The organism is Cryptosporangium minutisporangium, assembly GCF_039536245.1.
GTDB lineage: Bacteria > Actinomycetota > Actinomycetes > Mycobacteriales > Cryptosporangiaceae > Cryptosporangium > Cryptosporangium minutisporangium.
Genome location: NZ_BAAAYN010000028.1, coordinates 1 through 19579 on the forward strand (window position 1 = coordinate 1; position 19579 = coordinate 19579).

Sequence of the window (19579 nt, forward strand, 5' to 3'; positions counted from 1 at the left end):
GGCCGGTCCGTGCCCGGCCTCGGGTGCCGCCGTATCCGCGCCCTCCGGGCCGGAGGGTTCCGGCAGCGTGCTGGGCTGAAGCTTTCCGGTCGGGGTCCGCGGCAGCCGGTCGGTGATCACGTAGGCGGACGGGTGCATGTACGGCGGGAGTCGCTGCGCCAGCCAGGTGCGCAGCTGGCGGTCGAGACCGTCGTACCGGCAGGCCGTGGCGAGGTAGGCGACCAGCCGAGGGCTGTCGGCGATGCCGCGCACGAGCACGGCCGCGTCGGCCACGCGGGGATGCTGGAGCAGACAGGCGCTGATCTCGCCGGGCTCGACCCGGAACCCGCGGATCTTCACCTGGTCGTCGAGCCGGCCGAGGATCTCGAAGCCTGCGGTGGTTAGCCGCGCCCGGTCCCCCGTCCGGTACAGGCGCCTGCCCGCGAGCGGCCCGGTGCCGGGGGTGAGGAACCGCGCGCGGGTCAGCTCGGGACGGCGGTGGTAGCTGGCGACGGCGTGGCCGCCGACGAACAGTTCACCGGCGGCCCCGACCGGGAGCAGGTTCCCGGCCGGGTCTAGCACCGTGAGGGTGTAGTTGGTCAGTGGCTGGCCGACGGTGACCCGCGATAACGGGCCCGATAGGGCTGGCCGGGCCGGGTGGAGCCGCCGCGCGGCGCACCAGACGGTGCTCTCGGTCGGCCCGTACTCGTGATCCAGCGCCACGGCAGGCAGCCGGGCGGCGTGCTCCTGCACGTCGCCGGCCTGGCATGCCTCCCCGCCGACGGCGACGACCCGCAGCGACGACTGCCAGCCGTCCGGCACTCGGGTCAGCAGGTGCCGGTGGAACGACGCGGTGAAGTTGACGTGCGTGATCGCCGACCGTTCGATCACGGACAAGACCTGGTCGGGATCCTGGGCCAGGGCGGGCCCGTCCGGTAGGACGACGGTTCCCCGCGACCACAGTGTCCACATGATCATGTGCGGTGCGACGTCGAAGATCATCGGGAGAGTGATCAGCGTCCTGATCGTGCCGGTGCCGGCCATATCGAGGAAGCGGGAGCGGGCGTGCACCGCTATGCAGGCGTTGCGATGGGTCGCGACGACCGCTTTGGGGGTTCCGGTGGAGCCGGAGGTGTAGATCAGGTAGGCCGGATCGTCGGGGTGGACCTCCGGTGCGTCCCCGTCGACGGTGTCCGCCGGTGTGTCCGCCGGCAGCGCGTCGGCGTACAGCACGACGCCCCGGCGCCGGGCCGCGTTCAGTAGCGGCCCGTCCGTAACGGTGCGGGTGGTGATCGTGGCGGCTGGGTCGGCGTCTTCGAGCATCGCGACGTTCCGGGCGGCAGGCTGGTCCGGGTCGAGGCACAGGTAGGCCGCGCCGGCCCGCAGCGTCGCCAGGATCGCCGTGACCAGCTCGATCCCGGCGGGGCAGACGAGCGCGACGGTGCTGCCGGACCGGACTTCGCGGGCGGTGAGGTGCCGCTGCATCCGGTTGGCCTGCTCGCCGAGCTGGCGGTAAGTCCATCGGCTCCCGGCGTGCTCGATCGCGACGGCGTCCGGATGCGCGGCGACCGCGGCGTCGAACCCGGCGGTCAACGTGGCGAACGGAACCTCATCCACCGGCCCGATGCCCGCGGCGAGAATCCGCACGCGCTGCTCCACGCCCAGCAGGTCCATGTCACCCACCGGGCAGTGGGGCTGGTCAGATCTGCATGACAGGACGGCGAGGATCGCTTCGTAACCGGTAAGCAGCTCGGCGGCAGTGTCCCGGTCGAACAGGTCGGTGTCGTACTCCCACAGGATCGTCATCCCGGCCGGTCCGTCACCGGCGGGGCGCGGATCGGGCACGCACACCACGTTGAGATCGGCCTTCGCCGTCGCGTTGTGTTCGATGACCAGACGCGCGTCGACCGGACCCATCCGCAGCTGAGGGCGGGGCGTGTCGTGGAAGGCGAACATGAGATTGAACAGTGGGTTCTGGCCGGGGGCGCGCGGCCGGTCCAGGGAGGCAAGCAGGTCGAGCAGCGGCAACTCCTGGTGGTCTTGCGCGCCGAGCAGGACGGCCATGGTCGCGTGCAGCAGGTCGGCGAGGCTCGCGGCCGGGTCGACGCGGAGCCGCAGGGGTAGTGCGTTGACGAACATGCCCAGCAGCCGGTCGGTTCCCGGCTGGCGCCGGTTGGCGAGCGCGGAGCCGACCACGATGTCCTGGTCGCCGGTGTGCTGCCAGACCTGCACCGCGAACGCGGTGAGGAACACGGCGAACCGGCTCACCTCGTGCCGGGCGGCCAGTGCGTCGAGCCTGTCCACGACGGCGGAGGGGATATGCGCGGTCAGGCGGTCACCGCGGAACGACCGGGTCGCGGGTCGGGCCCGGTCCGGGGCGAAGGTTGCTCCGTCCTGGGGGCAGCCGTCCAGGTGGGCGCGCCAGTAGCCGATCTGGTCGGCGAAGTCGCCGGTGTGGCGCCAGGCCCGGTACCAGGCCGCGAAGTCCCGGTACTGGACGGGCAGGTCCGGCAGCGCCGGTTGCTGTCCGGCCACGATCGCTGTGTAGGCGTCGCGCAATTCGGTCAGGAACAGCTGCGCGGACCAGCCGTCGTGCGCGAAGTGGTGTTCGACCTGCAGCAGCCGCCACCGGTCCGGTGCCAGACGGAACAGGCACCAGCGGACCAGCGGCAGTTTCGCCACGTCGAAGCCCGTCGCGACCGCGGCCCGCATCCGGTCGGCGAGCTCGGCGTCGCGCGCTGCTTCAGCGAGGCCGGTGAGGTCGACGACCTCGACGCTCGCAGGCCAGGGATCGTGAACGACCTGCACCGCCCCGCCCGTCCCGTCTGGGCCGCCTGCGCTGTGTGGATCTGGACCGTCTGGGGCTTCGTGGAACGTGGTGCGCAGACTCTCGTGCCGCTCCACGATCCGGGTCAAGGCCGCCTGCAGCGCGTCGAGGTCGAGCGGACCGTCCAGCAGCAGGGAGAACTGGGTGTTGTATGCGAGGGCGTCCGGAGCGAGGTGGGTCAGCACCCAGATCTGTTGCTGCTGCCCGCTGAGCGGGAACCGGCCATCGGTGGCGGAGAGCGTCGTCTCCGGCAGCAGCCGGGTGGATGGTGTGGCGTCCCGGACCAGGTCGGCGATCTGCGTGATCGTCCGGGCCGTGAACAGTGCGCTGATCGGCACGTCGACGCCGTGGTCCGCGGCGATCGCGGCGGCGAGCCGGGTCAGCGATAGGGAGTTCGCGCCGAGCGCCGGCAACGACTGGTTCACCGGTACGTCCTCGACACCGAGGACGCCGGCGGCGAGAACGGCCAGACGCCGCCGTAGCGGGTCGCTGTCGTCGTCCACTTCGGGTTCTGCGGTGCTGGCCACCGGGTCAGGCAGACTGTTCTCGTCGATCTTCCCGGCCGGTGTCCGGGGGAAGTCGGCCAGCGTGACGTACGTGCTGGGCACGAGGTAGGCCGGTAGCCGCTCTCGCAGGTATCTGGCATAGGCCTCGGGTTGCAGCGCAGCGGTTCCCGGGGGCGGGACGACGTAGGCGGCGAGTACCGGCGCGTTCGTGCCGGAGGGTCGCGTGGTGACGTGGGCGTCCAGGACCGCCGGATGGCCCATGAGGACGGTCTCGACATGTCCGGGTTCCACCCGGTGGCCACCGACCTGGATTTGCCGGTCCGCGCGCCCCAGGAACACGAAGTTCCCGTCGGAGTCGTGCTCGACGAGGTCGCCGGTGCGGTAGACCCGGTCGCCTTCGATCGTGACGAACCGCTGAGCGGTCAGGTCCGGGCGGCCGAGGTAGCCCGCGGCGAGGTTCGCGCCCGTGATGCCTAGCTCCCCGGACCCTGCACTGGTGCGGGGGTGCCCGTTCCGGTCGAGGATCAGGTAGCCGGTGTTGCGGACCGGTTGGCCGATGCTCATCGGCGCCTGCCGGCCGGTGGCCGCGTCGTACATCAGGCCGTAGCTGGAGGCGACGCACGCCTCGGTCGGACCGAACTCGTTGACCAGCGACGTGCCCGGCAGGACGGCGGCGTGCCGCCCGATCAAGACCGGGCTCCACCGCTCACTTCCGATGCCCACGGCGTGGAGGCTGGTCGGGGGCCGTGCCGCGGCGCGGTCGAGGAAGACGCTGTAGAGCGACGCCGGGTAGATCAACTGGGTGACCTCGTGCCGGTGGACCAGGTCGAGGGTCGCGGCGACGTCGGCCAGATGCGCCGGGTCGATGATCAGGGTGCCGCCGGTCAGCAGCGTCCAGAACAGGACGCCGGTGGTCAGGTCGAACGCCGGGGAGTGCAGCAGCAGAACGTGGCCCGCCGGGCCGTACTGGTCGACGCGGGCCGCGGTGGAGTTCAGCAGTGCCGCGTGCGGCACCACCACGCCTTTCGGGGTACCGGTCGAGCCGGACGTGTAAATCACGTACGCCGGGTCCGCCGGCGCTGCCACGCCCCCGGGTATCGGTCCGGTTTGCGGGTGGCTGAGCAGGTCGGAATAGGTGCAGACCGGCACACCGGTGACGGCCTGTAGTCGGCTGGCCCGGCCGGTGCTGGTGACGACCAGCACCGGCCGGGCCTCCCGGAATACCTGGCTCAGGTAGGCGTCGGGCGCCTCGGAGTCGAGCGGCAGGTAGACCGCCCCGGCGGCCACGACGCCGAGCACCATGGCGACGAACTCGGGGCCGCGTTCGAGGACGACCGCCACGACCGGCGCCCCGCCCCGGCTCCCGCCAGCGGCAGCGTTCGCGGCGGCGTGGATGCCGTCGGCGACCGCGTGAGCGTTCGCGGCTAGATCCTCATAGCTCCACACCGCAGAGGGGGTCACGATCGCCGGAGCGGTCGCGTGGTCGCGGTAGGCGACTTCCATCGCCGTGGCGAGCGTCGGCGCCTCCACGGGAGCGGGCAGTTGGACGGTCACAGCGAGTCTCCTGAGTGCAGGGCTTGCCCGGCGCGGACGAGCCGGGCGCGCAGCTCGTTGCGTGACGCCGGGCTGAGCCGGGAGCCGACGTGTCGCTGGTAGGCCCGCAGGAAGGCCACCTGCCCGGCCGGTGGGGTATCGGGCTGGTCGGCGAACAGCAGGTCGTGGGGGGTCATGACCCGCACTGCGAACATCGGCGTCGGGCAGCGCATCACCGGAAATGCCCGGTTGTGCACGCCGCCGACAGTGCTGCTGGCGTGGAATTCGCCGAGCATCAGGCCTTGTTCGGCGAACTCAGCCCGTAGGAGGCGGTGACCATCGTCGATGAACTCGGCCGCCTGTTCGGCGGGAAGGCCGGGGAAGAAGCCGAGTAGCGCGGTGATCGCCCGGTGCGGTCCGGTGGCAAGGTCCTCGAAGACCCGCATCAGCAGCCGGCCCGCCTCGACCGCGTTGCCGCGGGTGAAGTGGGGAACCGCGATGGCGACCAGCCATACCGCGTCGGCGCGCAGGGCGGGGGCAAGTCGCGGACAGACGGCCCCCTGCCGACCCAGGTCGGGGTGCGGTTGGGTGATGAACTGCTCGAGCCAGCGCATCCCGTCCCGGTACTGGGGATAGCGACCGAACGCCGTGGCGGAGTCACCTGCCCGGACCAGCGAGCCGGGGACGGCCGACACCGCTCCAGCAGCGACCGCCGCCTCGGGCACGGCCGTCTCGGAAATCGCCGCCGTTGTCATGGCCGACCCGTTCCGGTGGTCTCACCGACCTGTCCGGACGGCTCGGCCAGCGGGTCGCCGGTCACGGCGTAGGAGGTGAAGCCGTCCGGTCCGACGGGGACCTCTCCGACTGTCGACACCCGGTGCATCACACGGTCGGCTCCCTCGAGGTCGGCGAGATGGTCGATGTCGGCTGCGGCCAGGTGCGCCGTGGACCGGTTGTCCCACACCGCCACCGATCCCGGCTCCCAGCTGAACCGGACCGTGTACTGCGGACGGGTCAACTCCTCGAACAGCAACTCCAACAACTTGCGGCTCTCGATCGGGTTCATCCCCAGAACGTGGGAGGTGCGGGACGGGTTGACGAACAACGCTCGTTCGCCGGTCTCCGGATGCACGCGGACCACCGGATGCACCGCGACCCGCTGATTCCCGATCATGTCGATCGCGCGCTTCTCGACCGGGTCCGCCGGATCCAGCCGGTGCGCGGCCCAGAAATTGTGCTCGGCCCGCAACCCGTCACACAGCGTGCGTAGCGGCGCGGACAAGCCCTCGTACGCGGCAGCCAGGTTCGTCCAGTGCGTGTCACCGCCGAAGGGCGGAACCTTCTCCGCGCGCAGGATGGCCACCGCCGGGGGGTTCACCACCTGTGAGGCGTCGATATGCCAGCCGCTGATGCTCGAATCCCACCGGCTGCGGAACACCGCCTCGTAGTCGGCACCCACCAGCTGCTTGTCCAGCTGCGGAGAGATCGTCAGGATCTGCGGGAACGGCGCGAGTTCCGCGGTGTCCTGGCTCCGCGCCCGTACCGCCAACGGCCCGAATCGCTGGCCGAACGCGACCTGTGAGGCGTGGTCGAGGTGCTGGTCCCGGAAGAACAGCACCTTGTAGGTCAGCAAGGCTCGGCGCAACTGCTCGACGGCGGCAGCGTCGAGATCGTCGGCCAGGTCGACGTTGTCGACGTAGGCGCCGATGAAGCCCGCAGCGCGACGGACGGTCAGCTCGGCGGCGGTCTGTGTCGTGGGCATCGTCCTACCTCTTTGTCTTCTCGTGCCGTGTCAGAGGCGAGGAGTGGCGGTCGCTGCCTGATCACCGACGAGTCCGGCCAGACCGGGCGCCAGAGGACGACCTGCCATCACCTAGACCCACCGGGTATCCGGCGGGGGAGCTTCGAACGGCACGCCGAGCGCGCCGAGCAGGTAGGTGGCGGCGGCCTCGACACTGTCGCGGTTGGCATCGGTCAGCCATGGGTTTTGGCCACGTGCGGCGAGCAGGTCGTGCACGTGTGCGGCCAGGTCTGCGGCCATGAGTGGCACCGGCGGGGCGATGCGAGCGAATACCTCGCGGACGGAGACCGGCCCCTCCTCCGAGGATTCAGGAGGGTCGGGCTCGACCCGCAGCCGGCCGTCCCAGCCGGGGACGTCGCCGGGGTCCGCAGTCAGTTCACCGGTCGGGTCGTAGTCGATCATCGCCGCCGTCCGGCGATGAGTGAGACGGTGCGTGTGCGGGTCGCTGTGGTCGTTGGCTGCGATCCAACGTCTCCATCGGCCGTGTCTGCGGCGACGTAGAGCCGGCCTCCGGCTTCCCACACGTGGCGGCTCAGGGCTCGGGCAAGCAGGCTGTTGGGTGCCAGTTGCTCCCAGGAGATGACCAGCACTCCGTCGACGTCGCCGCGCTCGATCGCAGCCAGGCAGGCGCCGAAAGCTCCAGGCGCCGGGCCGTCGCTGATGCTTGCGCGGTAACAGGACACCAGGTCAATCCCGAGCCTACTCGCGGCGGTACGCAACGCCGCCAGATCGGGCGCGACGTCGGTAGCAGGCGCGGCATGAACGTAGCCCACGACGCGGGCCAGCGAGTTCATGGCGCCCTCCCTTCCGTTTGCCGACACCGATGGGGGTGCGTCTCCACCTCGCATCGCGCCACTGCACCGACTTCCGGCGCTATTCCCTTCGCAGTTGACTGATTGTGCTTACGCAGCCACGATCTTCACCGCCCTGCCGCGGGTCCGGAGGAGCCAGCAGAGGGGCCAGTTAGGGGGCCAGCGGCGGACCGCCGCACGGCCAAGCGCGCCGAAGGGGGTACGGATGGGAAATCGCAGCCCCGCGCGTGCCGAGTTCGGCAGCAGGCTAGCCGCGGCACGCTTACGCGCCGGCTACCCGACCCAGCAGGCCTGGGCCGACGCCCTCAACGACCTAGCCGAAACCCCCACCCTGACCCGCGCCGAAGTCGGTCGCTGGGAACGGGGCGTTCGGATCCCGGATGCGTGGCTTCCGTTGATCGCCGAGAGCCTCCGTGTTCCGCTGCCCGAGCTCAGACGTGCCGCAGCACGCGCTCGTGCCCGGACGCCTAGCGCCGTCGGAACCGCTACGTCGTCTAAACCATCGTCGGCGTCGCGTGGTGAGGGCGAGCCGGCCGTGGCAGCGCCTGCCTCCGCGGTTCTACCGGCCGTCCGGGCCGACGAGGGTCTCGACGTAGCCTGGGATGCCGCCGGGCTACGACAATTGCTGGAGGGCTGGTCGCATCCAATGCTCGACCGACGCAGCTTTCTCACCATTGCGGGTGCCGCCCTGACCCAGCCGGCATGGCACGCGCTGGACCATCCAGTCCCGTCGCTTGCCGCAGGGCGGAGCTCGGAGGCCCGGGTCGAGGGCCGCTTGCTGGACCTGATCGAGGACATCGTCGCCCACGCCCAGCGCCTCGACGACCAGCAAGGCGGCGGCGCCGCCGACTTCGTCGAAGCGCAGTTCACCCACGTCGCACAGCTGCTGCGCCGCGCGAGCTACGACAGTCGGTCCGGGCGCCGGTTGGCGGCCGCTGCCGCGCAGCTGGCGCAGACGGCTGGGTTCATGGCCTATGACGCCGGGCGGGACGGCGCGGCGCAACGCTGGTACCTGACCGGATTGCGCGCGGCTCACGCCGCCGGGGACCCAGGGTTGTCGGCGAGCATCCTCGGGTTGATGAGCAATCAGGCCGTCACCCTCGGTCTGCGCGCTGATGCGACCCAGCTCGGGTCGGCCGCTGCCGAGTCGGCTTCCCATGCACCGCCGATAGTCCAAGCGCTGCTGGCCTCTCGAGGAAGCCTCGCGTACGCCGCGTCCGGCGACCTCACTGGCTACCGACACGCCCTCGATCGGATCAGCAGCGCGCTGGGACGCGCCGAGACCGCTGGCGAGCCCGCGCCTCGCTGGGCCGCGTACGTGTCGGCGACCGAACTGGATGCCATCACAGGGCGCGGAATGGTGCTGCTCGCCAGCCAGATGCCCACCCGCGCACCCCACCTGCTCGCCGAGGCCGAACAGCTTCTCACCGCGCGAGCCCACACTGACCCCGACGAGGTCCCGCAACGATCCGCCCTGCGACACAGCGCCTGGCTCGCGCTCGTCCACGCCCAGACCGGTGACCTCGATCAGGCCGTCGCCGCCGGCCGGGCGTGCCTTCCGCGGCTGCGCACAGTCAACTCCGTACGCAGCGCACGATTGCTCGGTCGTCTGCGGCGGGAACTGGCACCGCACGCGTCCCGATCCACAGCGGTCAGGCGGCTTCTCTCCGACCTCGACGCCCCTCTGTCCCCATCCGCCACGGCCGACTCCGGCAGTACCCGGATTAGCGGCTGACCCGACTGTGCTCGGCACTGCCCATCAGGTGATGCTCGCTGGTCGGAGTAGGTCGATTCGCAGTTTGCCGCCGGCCTTTGCGACGCCGGTGACCTGGAAGCCGGTGAGGAGAGACTCGCGCAAGACCGGCGGATCGAGGGGGCACATCACGACCGCGCGGTCGATGAGACCCGCGGCGAGGAAGGCGGGCAGATGCTGTGGCTCGCCGAGGAGCAAGACTGTGCGTGCCCCGCCGGTGTAGAGGGTGGTGAGCAGGCAGGCAGGATCATTCATGCCCGCGTTCGTGGGCAGGGTAAGGACGTCGCGGCCGTGGCGGTTGGCCTCCTGCAGGCGGCCATCGGGATGGATGACTACGTCGACGCCGGCGCTCAGTTCGCGGATCAACGCGCCGTCGGTCACCGCACTGATCCCATCTGCGGCGGCCTGGTAGGCCGCGGTCACTGTGGGGCGTCCGGTCGTCTGCGCAGTCAGCCACGGTCCGAGCACTACGGTGACCTCGTCGGCAAGGACGCCCACTTCAACCTCGACGCCGTGAGCGCGCAGGACGGCGGCGCCGCCCTCGCCGCGGGAAGTCGGATCGAGCACACCGATGACGACCCGGGCGACGCCAGCGTCCAGGAGCGCCTGTCGACAGGCCGGCGTGCGCCCGACGTGGTTACACGGTTCGAGGGTGACCACCGCGGTGCCGCCACGAGCGCGGTCCCCTGCGGCGGCGAGGGCCTGGGTTTCGGCGTGCGGTTCGCCTTTCCGAGCGTGCCAGCCCGTGCCGGCGGTCTGCCCGCCTGGGGTGAGGATGACGCAGCCAACCGGCGGGTTCGGGCTGGTGCTGCCCAGCCCTGCTGCCGAGAGGACGAGCGCGTGACGCATCGCGTCGATCTCGACTGGTGTTGCCACTACGCCGCTCCAGCATCGAGCGTGTCCAGAAGAGCGCGGACTTCGGAGACCGACGCCTGCGGGCGCAGGGTGTCCGCGAGTCGCGTGATCCCGGCGTGGATGCGGCCGGACCCGGTGGCCTGCGCGATCGGTAGCGCTTCCAGCGCCGCCGCCGCAGCCTGGTCCGGGTGCCCGGCACGGGCGTAGGCGACCGCCAGAGACACCTGACCGGCGGCCCGATCGCGCCGGTAAACCGGCGGCAGCGCGGGCAGAGCGCGCTCGTACTGGTCAATTGCCGCGTGAGCGCGGCCGGAAGCGAGGTAACAGCGGCCGCGCTGGAGCTCAATGTAGGCCGGAGTGCAGTACGAGCCGTGTCCGTAGCGGGCATCCCCGGCCACGTCGGTGCTCGCCAGCGCATGGGCCCCATCCAGCAGACAAAGGGATTCCGCGGACCCGCCGCGCGCTGCCCGGACCGTGGCCTCGTGAACGAGAACGGCCGCGCGCATCGGTCCCGGCAGCTCTTCGTCGTCGCGCCTCGCCGCCTGCGCGAGTCCGAGCGCCTCGGCATGGTGACCACTTGCGGCAGCCTGCTGAGATCGGCGGAAGAGCGTCCAGGCGAGCATGACGTCATCATGCGCCTGGTATGCCCACTCCATCGCCTGGGTGGTCCACCGGGCCGCGGCCGAGGGATCGTCGCTGTCCTCATACAGCCAAGCCGCGGACTCGGCGTAGCGAGCGGCGAGTCCGATCACCGCGGGACGCTTCGTCTCGCTGATCTCGGCAGCGAGCTCCTGAAGTATCGCCAGGTGACTGCTTACCCCGATCAGGGCGTGCCGTGGCCCAAGCAAATTGTCGGCCTTCACCAGCGCGTGCCACTGCTCATCCAGATAGACCAGCAGATCCTCAAGCGGCGCGCCGCTAAGGCCAGAAGACCGGCCAGGCGACGCACCGTCCTGGATAGGACCGAGAATTCCGATCGCGTCGGCACTCCACGCAGCAGTAGTCGATTCCGCGGAGGCGATCCCACGCCACGGGGGACCTCCCACGCTAGCGCTCGGACGGGGTCGGGCACGGCGGACGCGGGCCGCGGCGGCGGCCAGGTCCGCTAGCGGAACGTTGAGGCTCTCGGCTATCAACCCCAGCCAGGCATCCGGTACCCGGACACCCCGTTCCCACCGGCCAACCTCTGCACGCGTCAACGTCGCGGCTCCGGCCAAACCGTTGAGAGCATCCGCCCACGCCTGCTGGGTCAGATAGCCAGCATTCAAGCGCGCCGCGGCCAGCCAAGCCCCGAACCGGGCCCGCGCCGGGTTCGCCGCCGCCATACCTAAGCAACCTTCCTGCCGCCGGCCTCTGACAGTGCCCTGCTGGCCCCTCAACTGGCCCCGTTTCTGGCTCCTCCGCAATCGCAGACGACCCAGGAGCATCGTCGCACGGAAATAGGCGATGGACGGTGACGCGTACGCCGGGAAGGGCTGCAGCAACCCGCTGGGGGCTGTCCCCCGCTACCGCGTCGTCCGTCAGCCGCAGGTTTCCATCGCTCTCGCGCTGCTTGTCACTCCTCCTATCTGTTCGATTTCTCAGTGATTGGGGTCTTCAGCGTCATGTCCGACCGGGACGGTCAGTTACAGGAATTCGGATATTCCCAGCAGCTACGCCGGGAGCTGCGGTTGCGGCATCTACTGGCCTATGGGCTGGTGTTCATGGTGCCTATTGCGCCGATGGCAATCTACGGCTCGGTGTATGCCGCCTCGGGCGGCATGGTCGTCGGCGCGTACATCGTCGGCGTGGTGGCGCTGGGGTTCACCGCCTGGTCCTACGCGCAGATGGTCGATGCCTTTCCCCTTTCGGGCAGCGTCTATAACTTCGCCGGCCGCGGGATCAGCGCGCCGGTCGGATTCCTCGCGGGGTGGATGATCCTGCTGGACTACATCCTCGTCCCCACGCTGCTGTACCTGGTGGCGTCGGTGGCGTTGCACGCGACCGTTTCGGTGGTGCCGGTCTGGGTGTGGCTGATCGGGTTCGTCGCCGCGAACACCGTGATCAACACCCGCGGTATCAAGGTCACCGCCCGGTTCACGATCCTGATGCTCGCCGCCGAACTCGCGGTCCTGGCCCTCTACCTCGGGATCGGGATCTGGGCGGTCGCGACGGGCAAGGGCCAGTTCAGTTTCGATCCGCTGTTCAACACGGACACATTCACCTGGTCCCTGCTGCTCGGCGCCGCCGCGGTCGCGGTGTTGAGTTTCCTCGGGTTCGACGCAATCTCCACCCTCGCCGAGGAATCCCGCGGCGGATCCCGGGCGGTAGGCCTGGCGATGGCCGCCGCGCTCGGATTGGCCGGGGTGCTGTTCATCGCCCAGACCTGGGTCGCGGCGATGCTCACTCCCGACGGAGCCGCGCTGGTGGCCGGCGGTGACCCGGAGGGCACCGCGTTCTACGACACCGCGCGGGCCGCGGCCGGGCCGTGGCTGGCCACAGTCTGTGCGGTCGCGACCGCGATCGCCTGGGGGCTGCCGGACTCGATGGTCGCGCAGGTCGCGGTGTCCCGGCTCCTGTTCGCGATGGCCCGCGACAAGCAACTCCCGTCGTTCCTGGCGAAGGTCTCGCGGCGGCACAACGTGCCCACCAACGCGATCCTCCTCGTCGCCGTCCTCTCTCTGGGCCTGGGGCTGGTAATGGCCGCCCGCGCCGACGGGATCACCGTGCTGGCCGGCCTGATCAACTTCGGGGCGCTCACCGCGTTCCTCACGCTGCACGCCGCGGTGGTCTGGTACTACCTGATCCGCCGCCGCAGCCGCCGCTGGATCGCCCACCTGCTGATGCCGCTGACCGGCGCCGCGATCCTGATCGCCGTCATCCTCAACGCCAACATCTGGGCGCAGCGCCTCGGCGGCGCCTGGATCACCCTCGGCCTGATCATTCTCGCGATCCTGTATGCGACCGGGCGCCGCCCGCAGCTGTCCGGGTTCACCCCCACCGGCGGTGGCCACACGACCACGCTCCCCAACCCCGCCGGATCGCGGTCCAACGGGTCCCCTCACGCCGGACCCCACCAGCCCGGCGCCCACCAGGCGGGAGCACACCGGTGACCGCCCCACGGTTCAGCGCCGCGACCTCCCCGCCCACCATGCCGGTTCCCCCACCGGGCGCCTCACCGGACGCGGCACCGTTCGTTCCGCCCAGCACCTGGCCGGGGACATCGCCGAAGGGTGTACTGGCCTACGACCCGGCCGGTGTCTACGCCTACCGGTTCGGCGCCACGGAGCCAGTTGCGGAGGTGGAGCGGGGGCAGGTGCTGGTGACCACGACTGAGGACTGCTTCGGCGGCGTCATTACGACCGTCGAGGATCTGCCGTCGCGAGTGTGCCGGTTCGACCGGCTCAACCCGGTCACCGGCCCGTTCCACGTCCGCGGCGCGGAGCCCGGTGACACCCTCGCGGTCCACGTCCTCGACATCACCCCGGCCCGCCCGTTCGGGGTGTCCTCGACGTTTCCGCATTTCGGCGCACTGACCGGCACCGGCGCCACGGCGATGCTGCATCCGCCGCTGCCCGAACGGGTGTGGCTGTATCCGATCGACCCGCAGACCGGCACGGTGTTCTTCCAAACCACCGGAGCAGCCTTCACTGCCGCGCTGCCGCTGCGCCCGATGCTCGGCACCATCGGCGTCGCCCCCGCCGGTGGAGAGGTCCGGTCGAGCATCGTCCCCGACCGGCACGGCGGCAACCTGGACGTGCCGGCGGTCGGACCGGGCACCACGCTGTATCTCGGGGTGAACGTGCCCGGTGCGCTGCTGGCCTTCGGCGACGGGCACGCCCGGCAGGGCTCCGGGGAGGTCTCCGGCGTCGCGGTGGAGATCCCCACCCGCACCACCCTGGCCGTCGAGGTGGTCAAAGGCGTACCGACGCCGTGGCCGCGGCTACAAACCGACGCCACGCTCACCTCCATCGGCGCGGCCCGGCCGTTGGAAGACGCGTTCCGGATCAGCCACCACGACCTGGTGCGCTGGGTCGCCGAACTGACCGGCCTAGAGGAACTCGATGCGCTGCAACTGGTCGCCCAGGCCGGCCACGCCGACGTCGGCAACGTCTGCGACCCCAACTACACGATGCTCGCCTCCATCGCCCTGCAGCATCTGGGCGCTACCACCGTCTACGACGGTGTCCACCAACGGCTGCGCGCCACTCGGCTCCCCGACATCGACCGGAGCGGAGGGCAACGATGACCACCTATCGCTCGACGGCCTACGACCAGCCGTCGGCCGCGCCATTGCCGGCTGCCTGGCTCACCCCTCCGCCGCCCGCCAGCGGGCAGGCAGCGCCCGATCAGCGGATCGTCCCGCCCGGTTACGCGCCGTCGTTCGATCAATTCCCCTCGCTTGAACGTCCCGTGGCCGGCAGCGCGGGCGCTCCGGCGTCGCCCGGATCATCGGGTCGGCACGCTTCCCGGCCCGCCGGAAGCCGGCCGGTGCCCATCGGCGACGTTTCGACGGTCGAGCCACCCGGTCCGCATGTGCGGTTACCGCTGCACGCCGAGCTGTACCTGCTGTCGCATGACCCCTTCACCGGCGCGCCGCTGCTGCACCGCGCCACACTCGGCGTCGGCTTGGCCGCCGCGTCCCTGCTCGACCTGTGGTTCGACGGCCAGATCGCCTTCACCGCCAGCGAGGCCCTCGATGCGACGACGGCTGGGGCAGTCGTCCGTTTGACGCTCGATGAGACCGACCGGCCGGCGCATCCGGTTCAGGACGCCGCCCTTAAGACCATTATCGCGGCCGGTCTCGGCCAGTCCGATCCGCTGCGGGCATTTCTCCACGGCGCCGCCGAACACCTTCACACCGCCGTCGTCGACGCGCTGCTCGACGCACGCGTGCTGGAGCGCACCACCGTCCGCCGCTTCGGGCTCTTTCCCACTCACACCATCCTCGCGACCCAACCGGCGTGGGGGGTGCGCGCGGCGGCTCGCATCCGCGAGGCCCTCACCGGCCACACCGACGGCGACGACGGCTGCGCCGCGCTCGGTGGTCTGCTGGCCTGCCTCGACCTGACCGGCATCCTCCACACCGACATCCCCGAGGCCACCCTGCGCGCCTGGCTCCGCCAGTCAGCGGCCGAGCGACATCCCGTCCTCGCCCAGGTCCTCACCGCCCTCGACGCCGCCCGCGGTGACCTCGCCGTCACCGCCCTGACCTGACCCTGCCCTGCCGTGTCGCCCGGCACCGGTACGGCCGTGGAGCGCGTGCGCGTGACGGGGATCCCCAAGCGGCGAGGCAGGCCCATCCGGCTCCCCCGCGGCGGTCGACCCCGCCGTCGCGTCGGGCCTGGCCTCGTCACCGGCTCCGCTCGACGGCACACCCCACCGCCGAGCGGAGCCACCCCCGGAATTGGGCCCCGGTCATCGAGGAACCGGCGCTCGCCTCGTCCGCAACCCATCCCCGCTCCACTCGACCCCAGGACCCACCAGCCATGCCTCACGCCGAAGTGCCCCGCCGATTCCGCGGAACAGCCGATCAGCCGGTGCGTTCGGCCGGTATCGACGACTATTTCCTCGGCGGCGCCCACCACGTCGGCCCCGACCGGGCCGCTGCCCGCGAACTCGCGCACGCGATCCCGTCGGCGCAATCCGACGTGTGGGCCGGACGCGCGTTCGCCCGCCGCGCCGCCGCGTACCTCAGCGGACAAGGCATCCGGCAGTTCCTCGATCTGGGCTCCGGGATACCCACCGCCGGCTGCCTCCACGACCTCGCTCACAATCTCGACCCGGCCGCGCGTGTGGCCTACGTCGACGCCGACCCCACCGTCGCCGAACTCGCCCGGCAACGGCTGGCCGACGTGCCGCACACCGCCGTCCTGGAGGCCGATCTCCGCGACGTCGACACGGTCCTGGCCAGCGCCGAAATCGCCGACCTGCTCGACTTCTCCCACCCCATCGGCCTCTTCGTCACCGCGGTAATGCAGTTCATCCCCGACTCCGACCACCCGGGCGGGCTGCTCGCCGCGTATACCGACGCCCTCTCCCCGGGCAGTCACCTCGTGCTCTCCCACCCCACCCGGGTCAGTCTGAACGCGACACAGATCGCCGTGGCCACCGGCGTCTACGACGCCACCGGCACCCCACTGACCCTCCGCGATCCCGACGACCTGGCCGCGCTCTTCGACCGCCACCAGCTCCTCCCACCCAGCGACGACGCCCCACCGGCGGTGGTGCCGGTCACCGACTGGCGACCCGACCCCCTCGAACAGACACTCACCACCCGCAGCGTCTACGGGGCCGTCGGTGTGCTGCCCCGCCACGACGACCGGCCCGCCACCCGGCCCGCCGCACCACCTCCGGTGACCGGCCGCGCTCCCCGGCGCCACCCATGACCATCCACACCAGAGACCCGTCAGGGCCGGCCACCACACTGGACTTCGAAGCCGTCTTCGCAGCCCACCGCGACGCCTTCCGGCCACATGGACGCCCGAACTGCCCGGCAGGAAGCGAGCAGGCCGCGCCACTGCGCTACCGCACGACCGGACACGTGCTCTCCGGCGACCTCGGCTGGGCAGCCCTCGTGCGGCGCGCCCGCGACAACGGCACCACCATCCGCAGGCTCCGACTCGTCTCGACACCCCTCACCCCGCACGAGGCCAGGGACCTCGACGCGCTCAGGGTCAACGTCGCCGCCGGAAAAGACATCCGGACCCTTCGCCGTGCGCGGCTGCCCTACCAGCACGACCTGTGGATCTTCGACCGGACCCTCGCCTACTGGATGCTCTCCGACGACACCGGCGCACTTCAGCGCTGCGAGAGCAGAACTGTCGACGCGGAATGCGCCTACTGGCTCGGCCAATATGACGACGCACCGCCGACGATCCCGGCGACCCCGTCGTTCCTCCGGCAGCCCGCGCGCACGCAGACGGCCCGCCCACGCCGCCGCACGACAACCGCGCGCACCCCCGGCCGGTGGCCGATGACCGTGCTCCAGGTCGCCGATCTCACCGCCGTAGTCGCGATGGTGCTCTCGACTATCGCGCTGCCCTACCGGGCATTGAGCACCGCGCCCTGGTCGCGGTGGGCCGTCCTGGCCTGTGCTTGGGCCTGGAGGACACACACCGCGTCCACTTCCCACCACGCCTCTCCACGGGGACTCCGATGACAGAACCCCGCGGTGCGCAGGTCGCTGAGACGGTGCGGCTGATCACCGAGCTACTGCGGCAGGCCGCCATGTTCCTTCACCCGTTCGCCAGTGTTCCTGAGCTCGCCGAACTGGTCCTGCACCATCTGAGCCGCCGCGCCGCTACCGCGCGCGCCGAAGGCCGCCACGGCGACGCGGAGCGAGACGATCGGCTCGCCGAATGCGTGGCCGCCGCGCAGCAGCTGGCCCACGCGGTCGCCGCCCACACCCGCACCGGCCCGCCGCCTGGAACCCCGGCGCGCTGCTGGCCGTCCGGCCCACTCACCGGAGACGCCGCATTCGATGCGGTCATCGCCGGATTACACCTTCCCCCTGCCGACCCGCGCCACGGCCTGCCCTACTCCGACCCGACCGAGGAAAACCCACAGCCGTGATCCCCACCCACGAGCCGTTCAGCCGGCCCGTCCCCGGTATCGACACCAGCGTCGCGCACCCGGCCCGCCGATACGACTACTGGCTCGGCGGCAAAGACAACTTCGCCGCCGACCGCGCCTCCGGCGACGCCGTGCAAGCCGCGTTCCCCACCATCCGCACCGCCGCCCGCCAGAACCGCGGCTTCCTACGCCGCGCCGTCACCCACCTGACCACCGAGGCCGGGATCCGCCAGTTCCTCGACATCGGCGCGGGCCTGCCAACCGCGAACAACACCCACGACGTCGCCCACGCGATGGCACCGGACGCGCGGATCGTTTACGTCGACAACGACCCCGTCGTACTGGTCCATGCCCGTGCCCTGCTCACCAGCACCCCCACGAGCCGCACCGCCCCGCTCCAGGCTGACCTGCGCGACCCCGACAGCATCCTGGGCAGCGACGAACTACGCGAGGTCCTCGACCTCGACCGGCCCACCGCGCTGCTGATGGTCGCGGTCCTCCACTTCGTCCCTGACGACGACGACCCGGCCGGACTCGTCCGCCGCTACCTCGACGCGCTCCCGGCCGGCAGCTACCTCGTGCTCTCCCACGCCACCGGCGACTACCTGGATCCCATCGCCGCCGCAGCGGCCACCGACGCCACCCGCAGCGCCGGCACCTTCCAACTCCGCACCCAAGATCAAGTCGCCGGCTTCTTCGCCGGACTCGAGTTCATCCCACCCGGGCTGGTTTCGGCCAGCACCTGGCGCGCCGACCATGAGCCCGAACCTCCCCCTTCCGAAGCCGCTACGTCCGTCTGGGCCGGCATGGCCCGGAAACCCTGACCCCCCTCGGGGGCAGACCGGCCTGCCCCCGACGGGCCCCTCCGCGAGGTGGTCGCGGGCGTGCACCGAAGGAACCAGTGATGACCGACGAGCCCGTGACCGACGAACTCAGCACCGCGCCGGCGGGCGTGGAGACGCCCGGTCAGACCAACGCCGTCCCGGGGGCGCGGAAAGCCTCAGTTCGGCTGGGCGACGACCTCTTCCTGTGCGTACACGACTTCGAGGGTGACCGCCCTCGCCTTTCGCTTTCCGTGCTGCAGGCAGTCATGGCCGGCGGCGTGATCTCCGAACTCGTACTCGCGGGGAAATTGACGGTCCGGGGCAGCACGCTGGTCGTGACCGACGCGCGGCCCTCAGCCGACCCCCTGGTGCACCACGTGCTCGCCGACATCCTGGCGCAAGCGCAGTCCCCGGCCCGCGACCTTGCCGAGTGGCTCACCGCGCTGGGCCGGCCGTCAGTTGGCTGGATCGCCGACCGACTGCTCACCGCAGGCGTACTCGTACCCACTTCGGCGCGCCGCCGGTCGGCCGACATCGGCCTGGGCTACGCACCCAGAAACGCCGACATCCCCGGCCAGCCCGCGGCCCGCGTCGCTTGCGCCCTTGCCGCGGGTGCTCCGTTGAGCGACCACGACCGATGCCTCGCCGCCCTGCTGCACGCATCGGGCCTCACCAGCCTGATCATCCCCGCGGGACACGCGCGGGAAGATCTCCTAGTACTCGACGCGGAGTTGGCGTTTTTACCCGACCCGCTGACCGACATTCACCGGGAAATCGCATCAACGATCACCACGCTGACAGGGCCACTGCCCCACTGAAACAGTCACGGCCCCGAGCGTGCCCCTGGAGAGCCCGTTACCGTCCGCTGCGCCGACCGTCCAGCATGCCTTCACACCGCGTAACAGATCGTGGTTGCACCGCTGCGCCCGAAATGAACCGTGGGCAGCCCCATTCCAGATGTGTGGGTAACGGTGCGAAGGGCTTCGGCACTCGCGGAAGTGTTACGAGGCATGCGTATCCCTGGTCGACCGGCAGCGCTCCCTACATTGGGTAGATGAATTCGCGAATGCGTCGCGACCACAGTCCGTGAATACAGGGAATCACTGTTGTCGTTTGCTGCAGATCGGGCTAGAAA

15 protein-coding genes and 1 pseudogene are annotated in these 19579 nt (G+C 70.8%); 9 read left to right on the forward strand and 7 right to left on the reverse strand.

The window, feature by feature from the left end; all coding sequences use genetic code 11:
- The 5 genes from ABEB28_RS21830 to ABEB28_RS21850 form a co-directional block, all read right to left on the reverse strand.
- The coding region (locus ABEB28_RS21830; RefSeq protein WP_345730026.1) for an amino acid adenylation domain-containing protein at positions 1 to 4866 on the reverse strand (4866 nt) is incomplete at its 3' end.
- Entirely contained in the window at positions 4863 to 5600 is a 738-nt protein-coding gene (locus ABEB28_RS21835; protein WP_345730027.1) for a DUF6875 domain-containing protein, read from the reverse strand. The genes ABEB28_RS21830 and ABEB28_RS21835, both read right to left, overlap by 4 nt.
- On the reverse strand, positions 5597 to 6607 hold the full coding sequence (locus tag ABEB28_RS21840) for a TauD/TfdA dioxygenase family protein (protein ID WP_345730028.1): 1011 nt from the start codon (positions 6605 to 6607) through the stop codon (positions 5597 to 5599). Before ABEB28_RS21840 ends, ABEB28_RS21835 begins: the two co-directional genes overlap by 4 nt.
- 111 nt (positions 6608 to 6718) lie before the next feature.
- Entirely contained in the window at positions 6719 to 7048 is a 330-nt protein-coding gene (locus tag ABEB28_RS21845) for a hypothetical protein (RefSeq protein ID WP_345730029.1), read from the reverse strand.
- A complete protein-coding gene (locus ABEB28_RS21850; RefSeq protein ID WP_345730030.1) occupies positions 7045 to 7440 on the reverse strand; it encodes a recombinase family protein in 396 nt (131 codons plus the stop codon). The genes ABEB28_RS21845 and ABEB28_RS21850 overlap by 4 nt, the downstream gene beginning before the upstream one ends.
- Before the next feature lie 553 nt (positions 7441 to 7993).
- Between ABEB28_RS21850 and ABEB28_RS21855 the strand changes: the two genes are divergently transcribed.
- A complete protein-coding gene (locus tag ABEB28_RS21855) occupies positions 7994 to 9193 on the forward strand; it encodes an NsdA family TPR-like regulatory protein (RefSeq protein ID WP_345730031.1) in 1200 nt (399 codons plus the stop codon).
- 24 nt (positions 9194 to 9217) lie between these two features.
- Here the strand turns inward: ABEB28_RS21855 and ribD are convergent, their stop codons facing one another.
- On the reverse strand, positions 9218 to 10060 hold the full coding sequence (gene ribD, locus ABEB28_RS21860) for a bifunctional diaminohydroxyphosphoribosylaminopyrimidine deaminase/5-amino-6-(5-phosphoribosylamino)uracil reductase RibD (RefSeq protein ID WP_345730032.1): 843 nt from the start codon (positions 10058 to 10060) through the stop codon (positions 9218 to 9220).
- Positions 10061 to 10086: 26 nt separating this feature from the next.
- Entirely contained in the window at positions 10087 to 11391 is a 1305-nt protein-coding gene (locus tag ABEB28_RS21865) for an NsdA family TPR-like regulatory protein (RefSeq protein ID WP_345730033.1), read from the reverse strand.
- A gap of 279 nt (positions 11392 to 11670) precedes the next feature.
- Here ABEB28_RS21865 and ABEB28_RS21870 point away from each other — a divergent pair.
- From ABEB28_RS21870 to ABEB28_RS21905, 8 genes and pseudogenes are all read left to right on the forward strand, one after another.
- A pseudogene (locus ABEB28_RS21870) lies at positions 11671 to 13044 on the forward strand (APC family permease); the annotation flags it as partial.
- A 110-nt stretch (positions 13045 to 13154) separates the two neighbouring features.
- The gene (locus ABEB28_RS21875) at positions 13155 to 14294 is read left to right on the forward strand and encodes an acetamidase/formamidase family protein (RefSeq protein WP_345730034.1); all 1140 of its coding nucleotides are present in this window, start codon (positions 13155 to 13157) and stop codon (positions 14292 to 14294) included.
- A complete protein-coding gene (locus ABEB28_RS21880; protein ID WP_345730035.1) occupies positions 14291 to 15262 on the forward strand; it encodes a GOLPH3/VPS74 family protein in 972 nt (323 codons plus the stop codon). The genes ABEB28_RS21875 and ABEB28_RS21880 overlap by 4 nt, the downstream gene beginning before the upstream one ends.
- A 323-nt stretch (positions 15263 to 15585) precedes the next feature.
- Positions 15586 to 16434 (forward strand): SAM-dependent methyltransferase, encoded by an 849-nt coding sequence (locus ABEB28_RS21885; RefSeq protein WP_345730036.1) that lies wholly within the window; start codon positions 15586 to 15588, stop codon positions 16432 to 16434.
- Entirely contained in the window at positions 16431 to 17207 is a 777-nt protein-coding gene (locus tag ABEB28_RS21890; protein ID WP_345730037.1) for a DUF6879 family protein, read from the forward strand. Before ABEB28_RS21885 ends, ABEB28_RS21890 begins: the two co-directional genes overlap by 4 nt.
- A complete protein-coding gene (locus tag ABEB28_RS21895) occupies positions 17204 to 17620 on the forward strand; it encodes a hypothetical protein (protein WP_345730038.1) in 417 nt (138 codons plus the stop codon). Before ABEB28_RS21890 ends, ABEB28_RS21895 begins: the two co-directional genes overlap by 4 nt.
- Positions 17620 to 18444 (forward strand): SAM-dependent methyltransferase, encoded by an 825-nt coding sequence (locus ABEB28_RS21900; RefSeq protein WP_345730103.1) that lies wholly within the window; start codon positions 17620 to 17622, stop codon positions 18442 to 18444. Before ABEB28_RS21895 ends, ABEB28_RS21900 begins: the two co-directional genes overlap by 1 nt.
- A gap of 80 nt (positions 18445 to 18524) precedes the next feature.
- Positions 18525 to 19262: a GOLPH3/VPS74 family protein gene (locus tag ABEB28_RS21905; RefSeq protein ID WP_345730039.1), complete on the forward strand. Its 738-nt coding sequence runs from the start codon at positions 18525 to 18527 to the stop codon at positions 19260 to 19262.
- Positions 19263 to 19579: the final 317 nt, after the last annotated feature.

Bases quoted from the DNA above. Each gene is read 5' to 3' on its own strand.
- ABEB28_RS21850 (WP_345730030.1), bottom strand. From the start codon at position 7,440: ATGAACTCGCTGGCCCGCGTCGTGGGCTACGTTCATGCCGCGCCTGCT.
- ABEB28_RS21890 (WP_345730037.1), top strand. From the start codon at position 16,431: ATGACCATCCACACCAGAGACCCGTCAGGGCCGGCCACCACACTGGAC.
- ribD (WP_345730032.1), bottom strand. From the start codon at position 10,060: ATGCGTCACGCGCTCGTCCTCTCGGCAGCAGGGCTGGGCAGCACCAGC.
- ABEB28_RS21845 (WP_345730029.1), bottom strand. From the start codon at position 7,048: ATGATCGACTACGACCCGACCGGTGAACTGACTGCGGACCCCGGCGAC.
- ABEB28_RS21880 (WP_345730035.1), top strand. From the start codon at position 14,291: ATGACCACCTATCGCTCGACGGCCTACGACCAGCCGTCGGCCGCGCCA.
- ABEB28_RS21840 (WP_345730028.1), bottom strand. From the start codon at position 6,607: ATGCCCACGACACAGACCGCCGCCGAGCTGACCGTCCGTCGCGCTGCG.
- ABEB28_RS21835 (WP_345730027.1), bottom strand. From the start codon at position 5,600: ATGACAACGGCGGCGATTTCCGAGACGGCCGTGCCCGAGGCGGCGGTC.
- ABEB28_RS21905 (WP_345730039.1), top strand. From the start codon at position 18,525: ATGACCGACGAGCCCGTGACCGACGAACTCAGCACCGCGCCGGCGGGC.
- ABEB28_RS21895 (WP_345730038.1), top strand. From the start codon at position 17,204: ATGACAGAACCCCGCGGTGCGCAGGTCGCTGAGACGGTGCGGCTGATC.
- ABEB28_RS21865 (WP_345730033.1), bottom strand. From the start codon at position 11,391: ATGGCGGCGGCGAACCCGGCGCGGGCCCGGTTCGGGGCTTGGCTGGCC.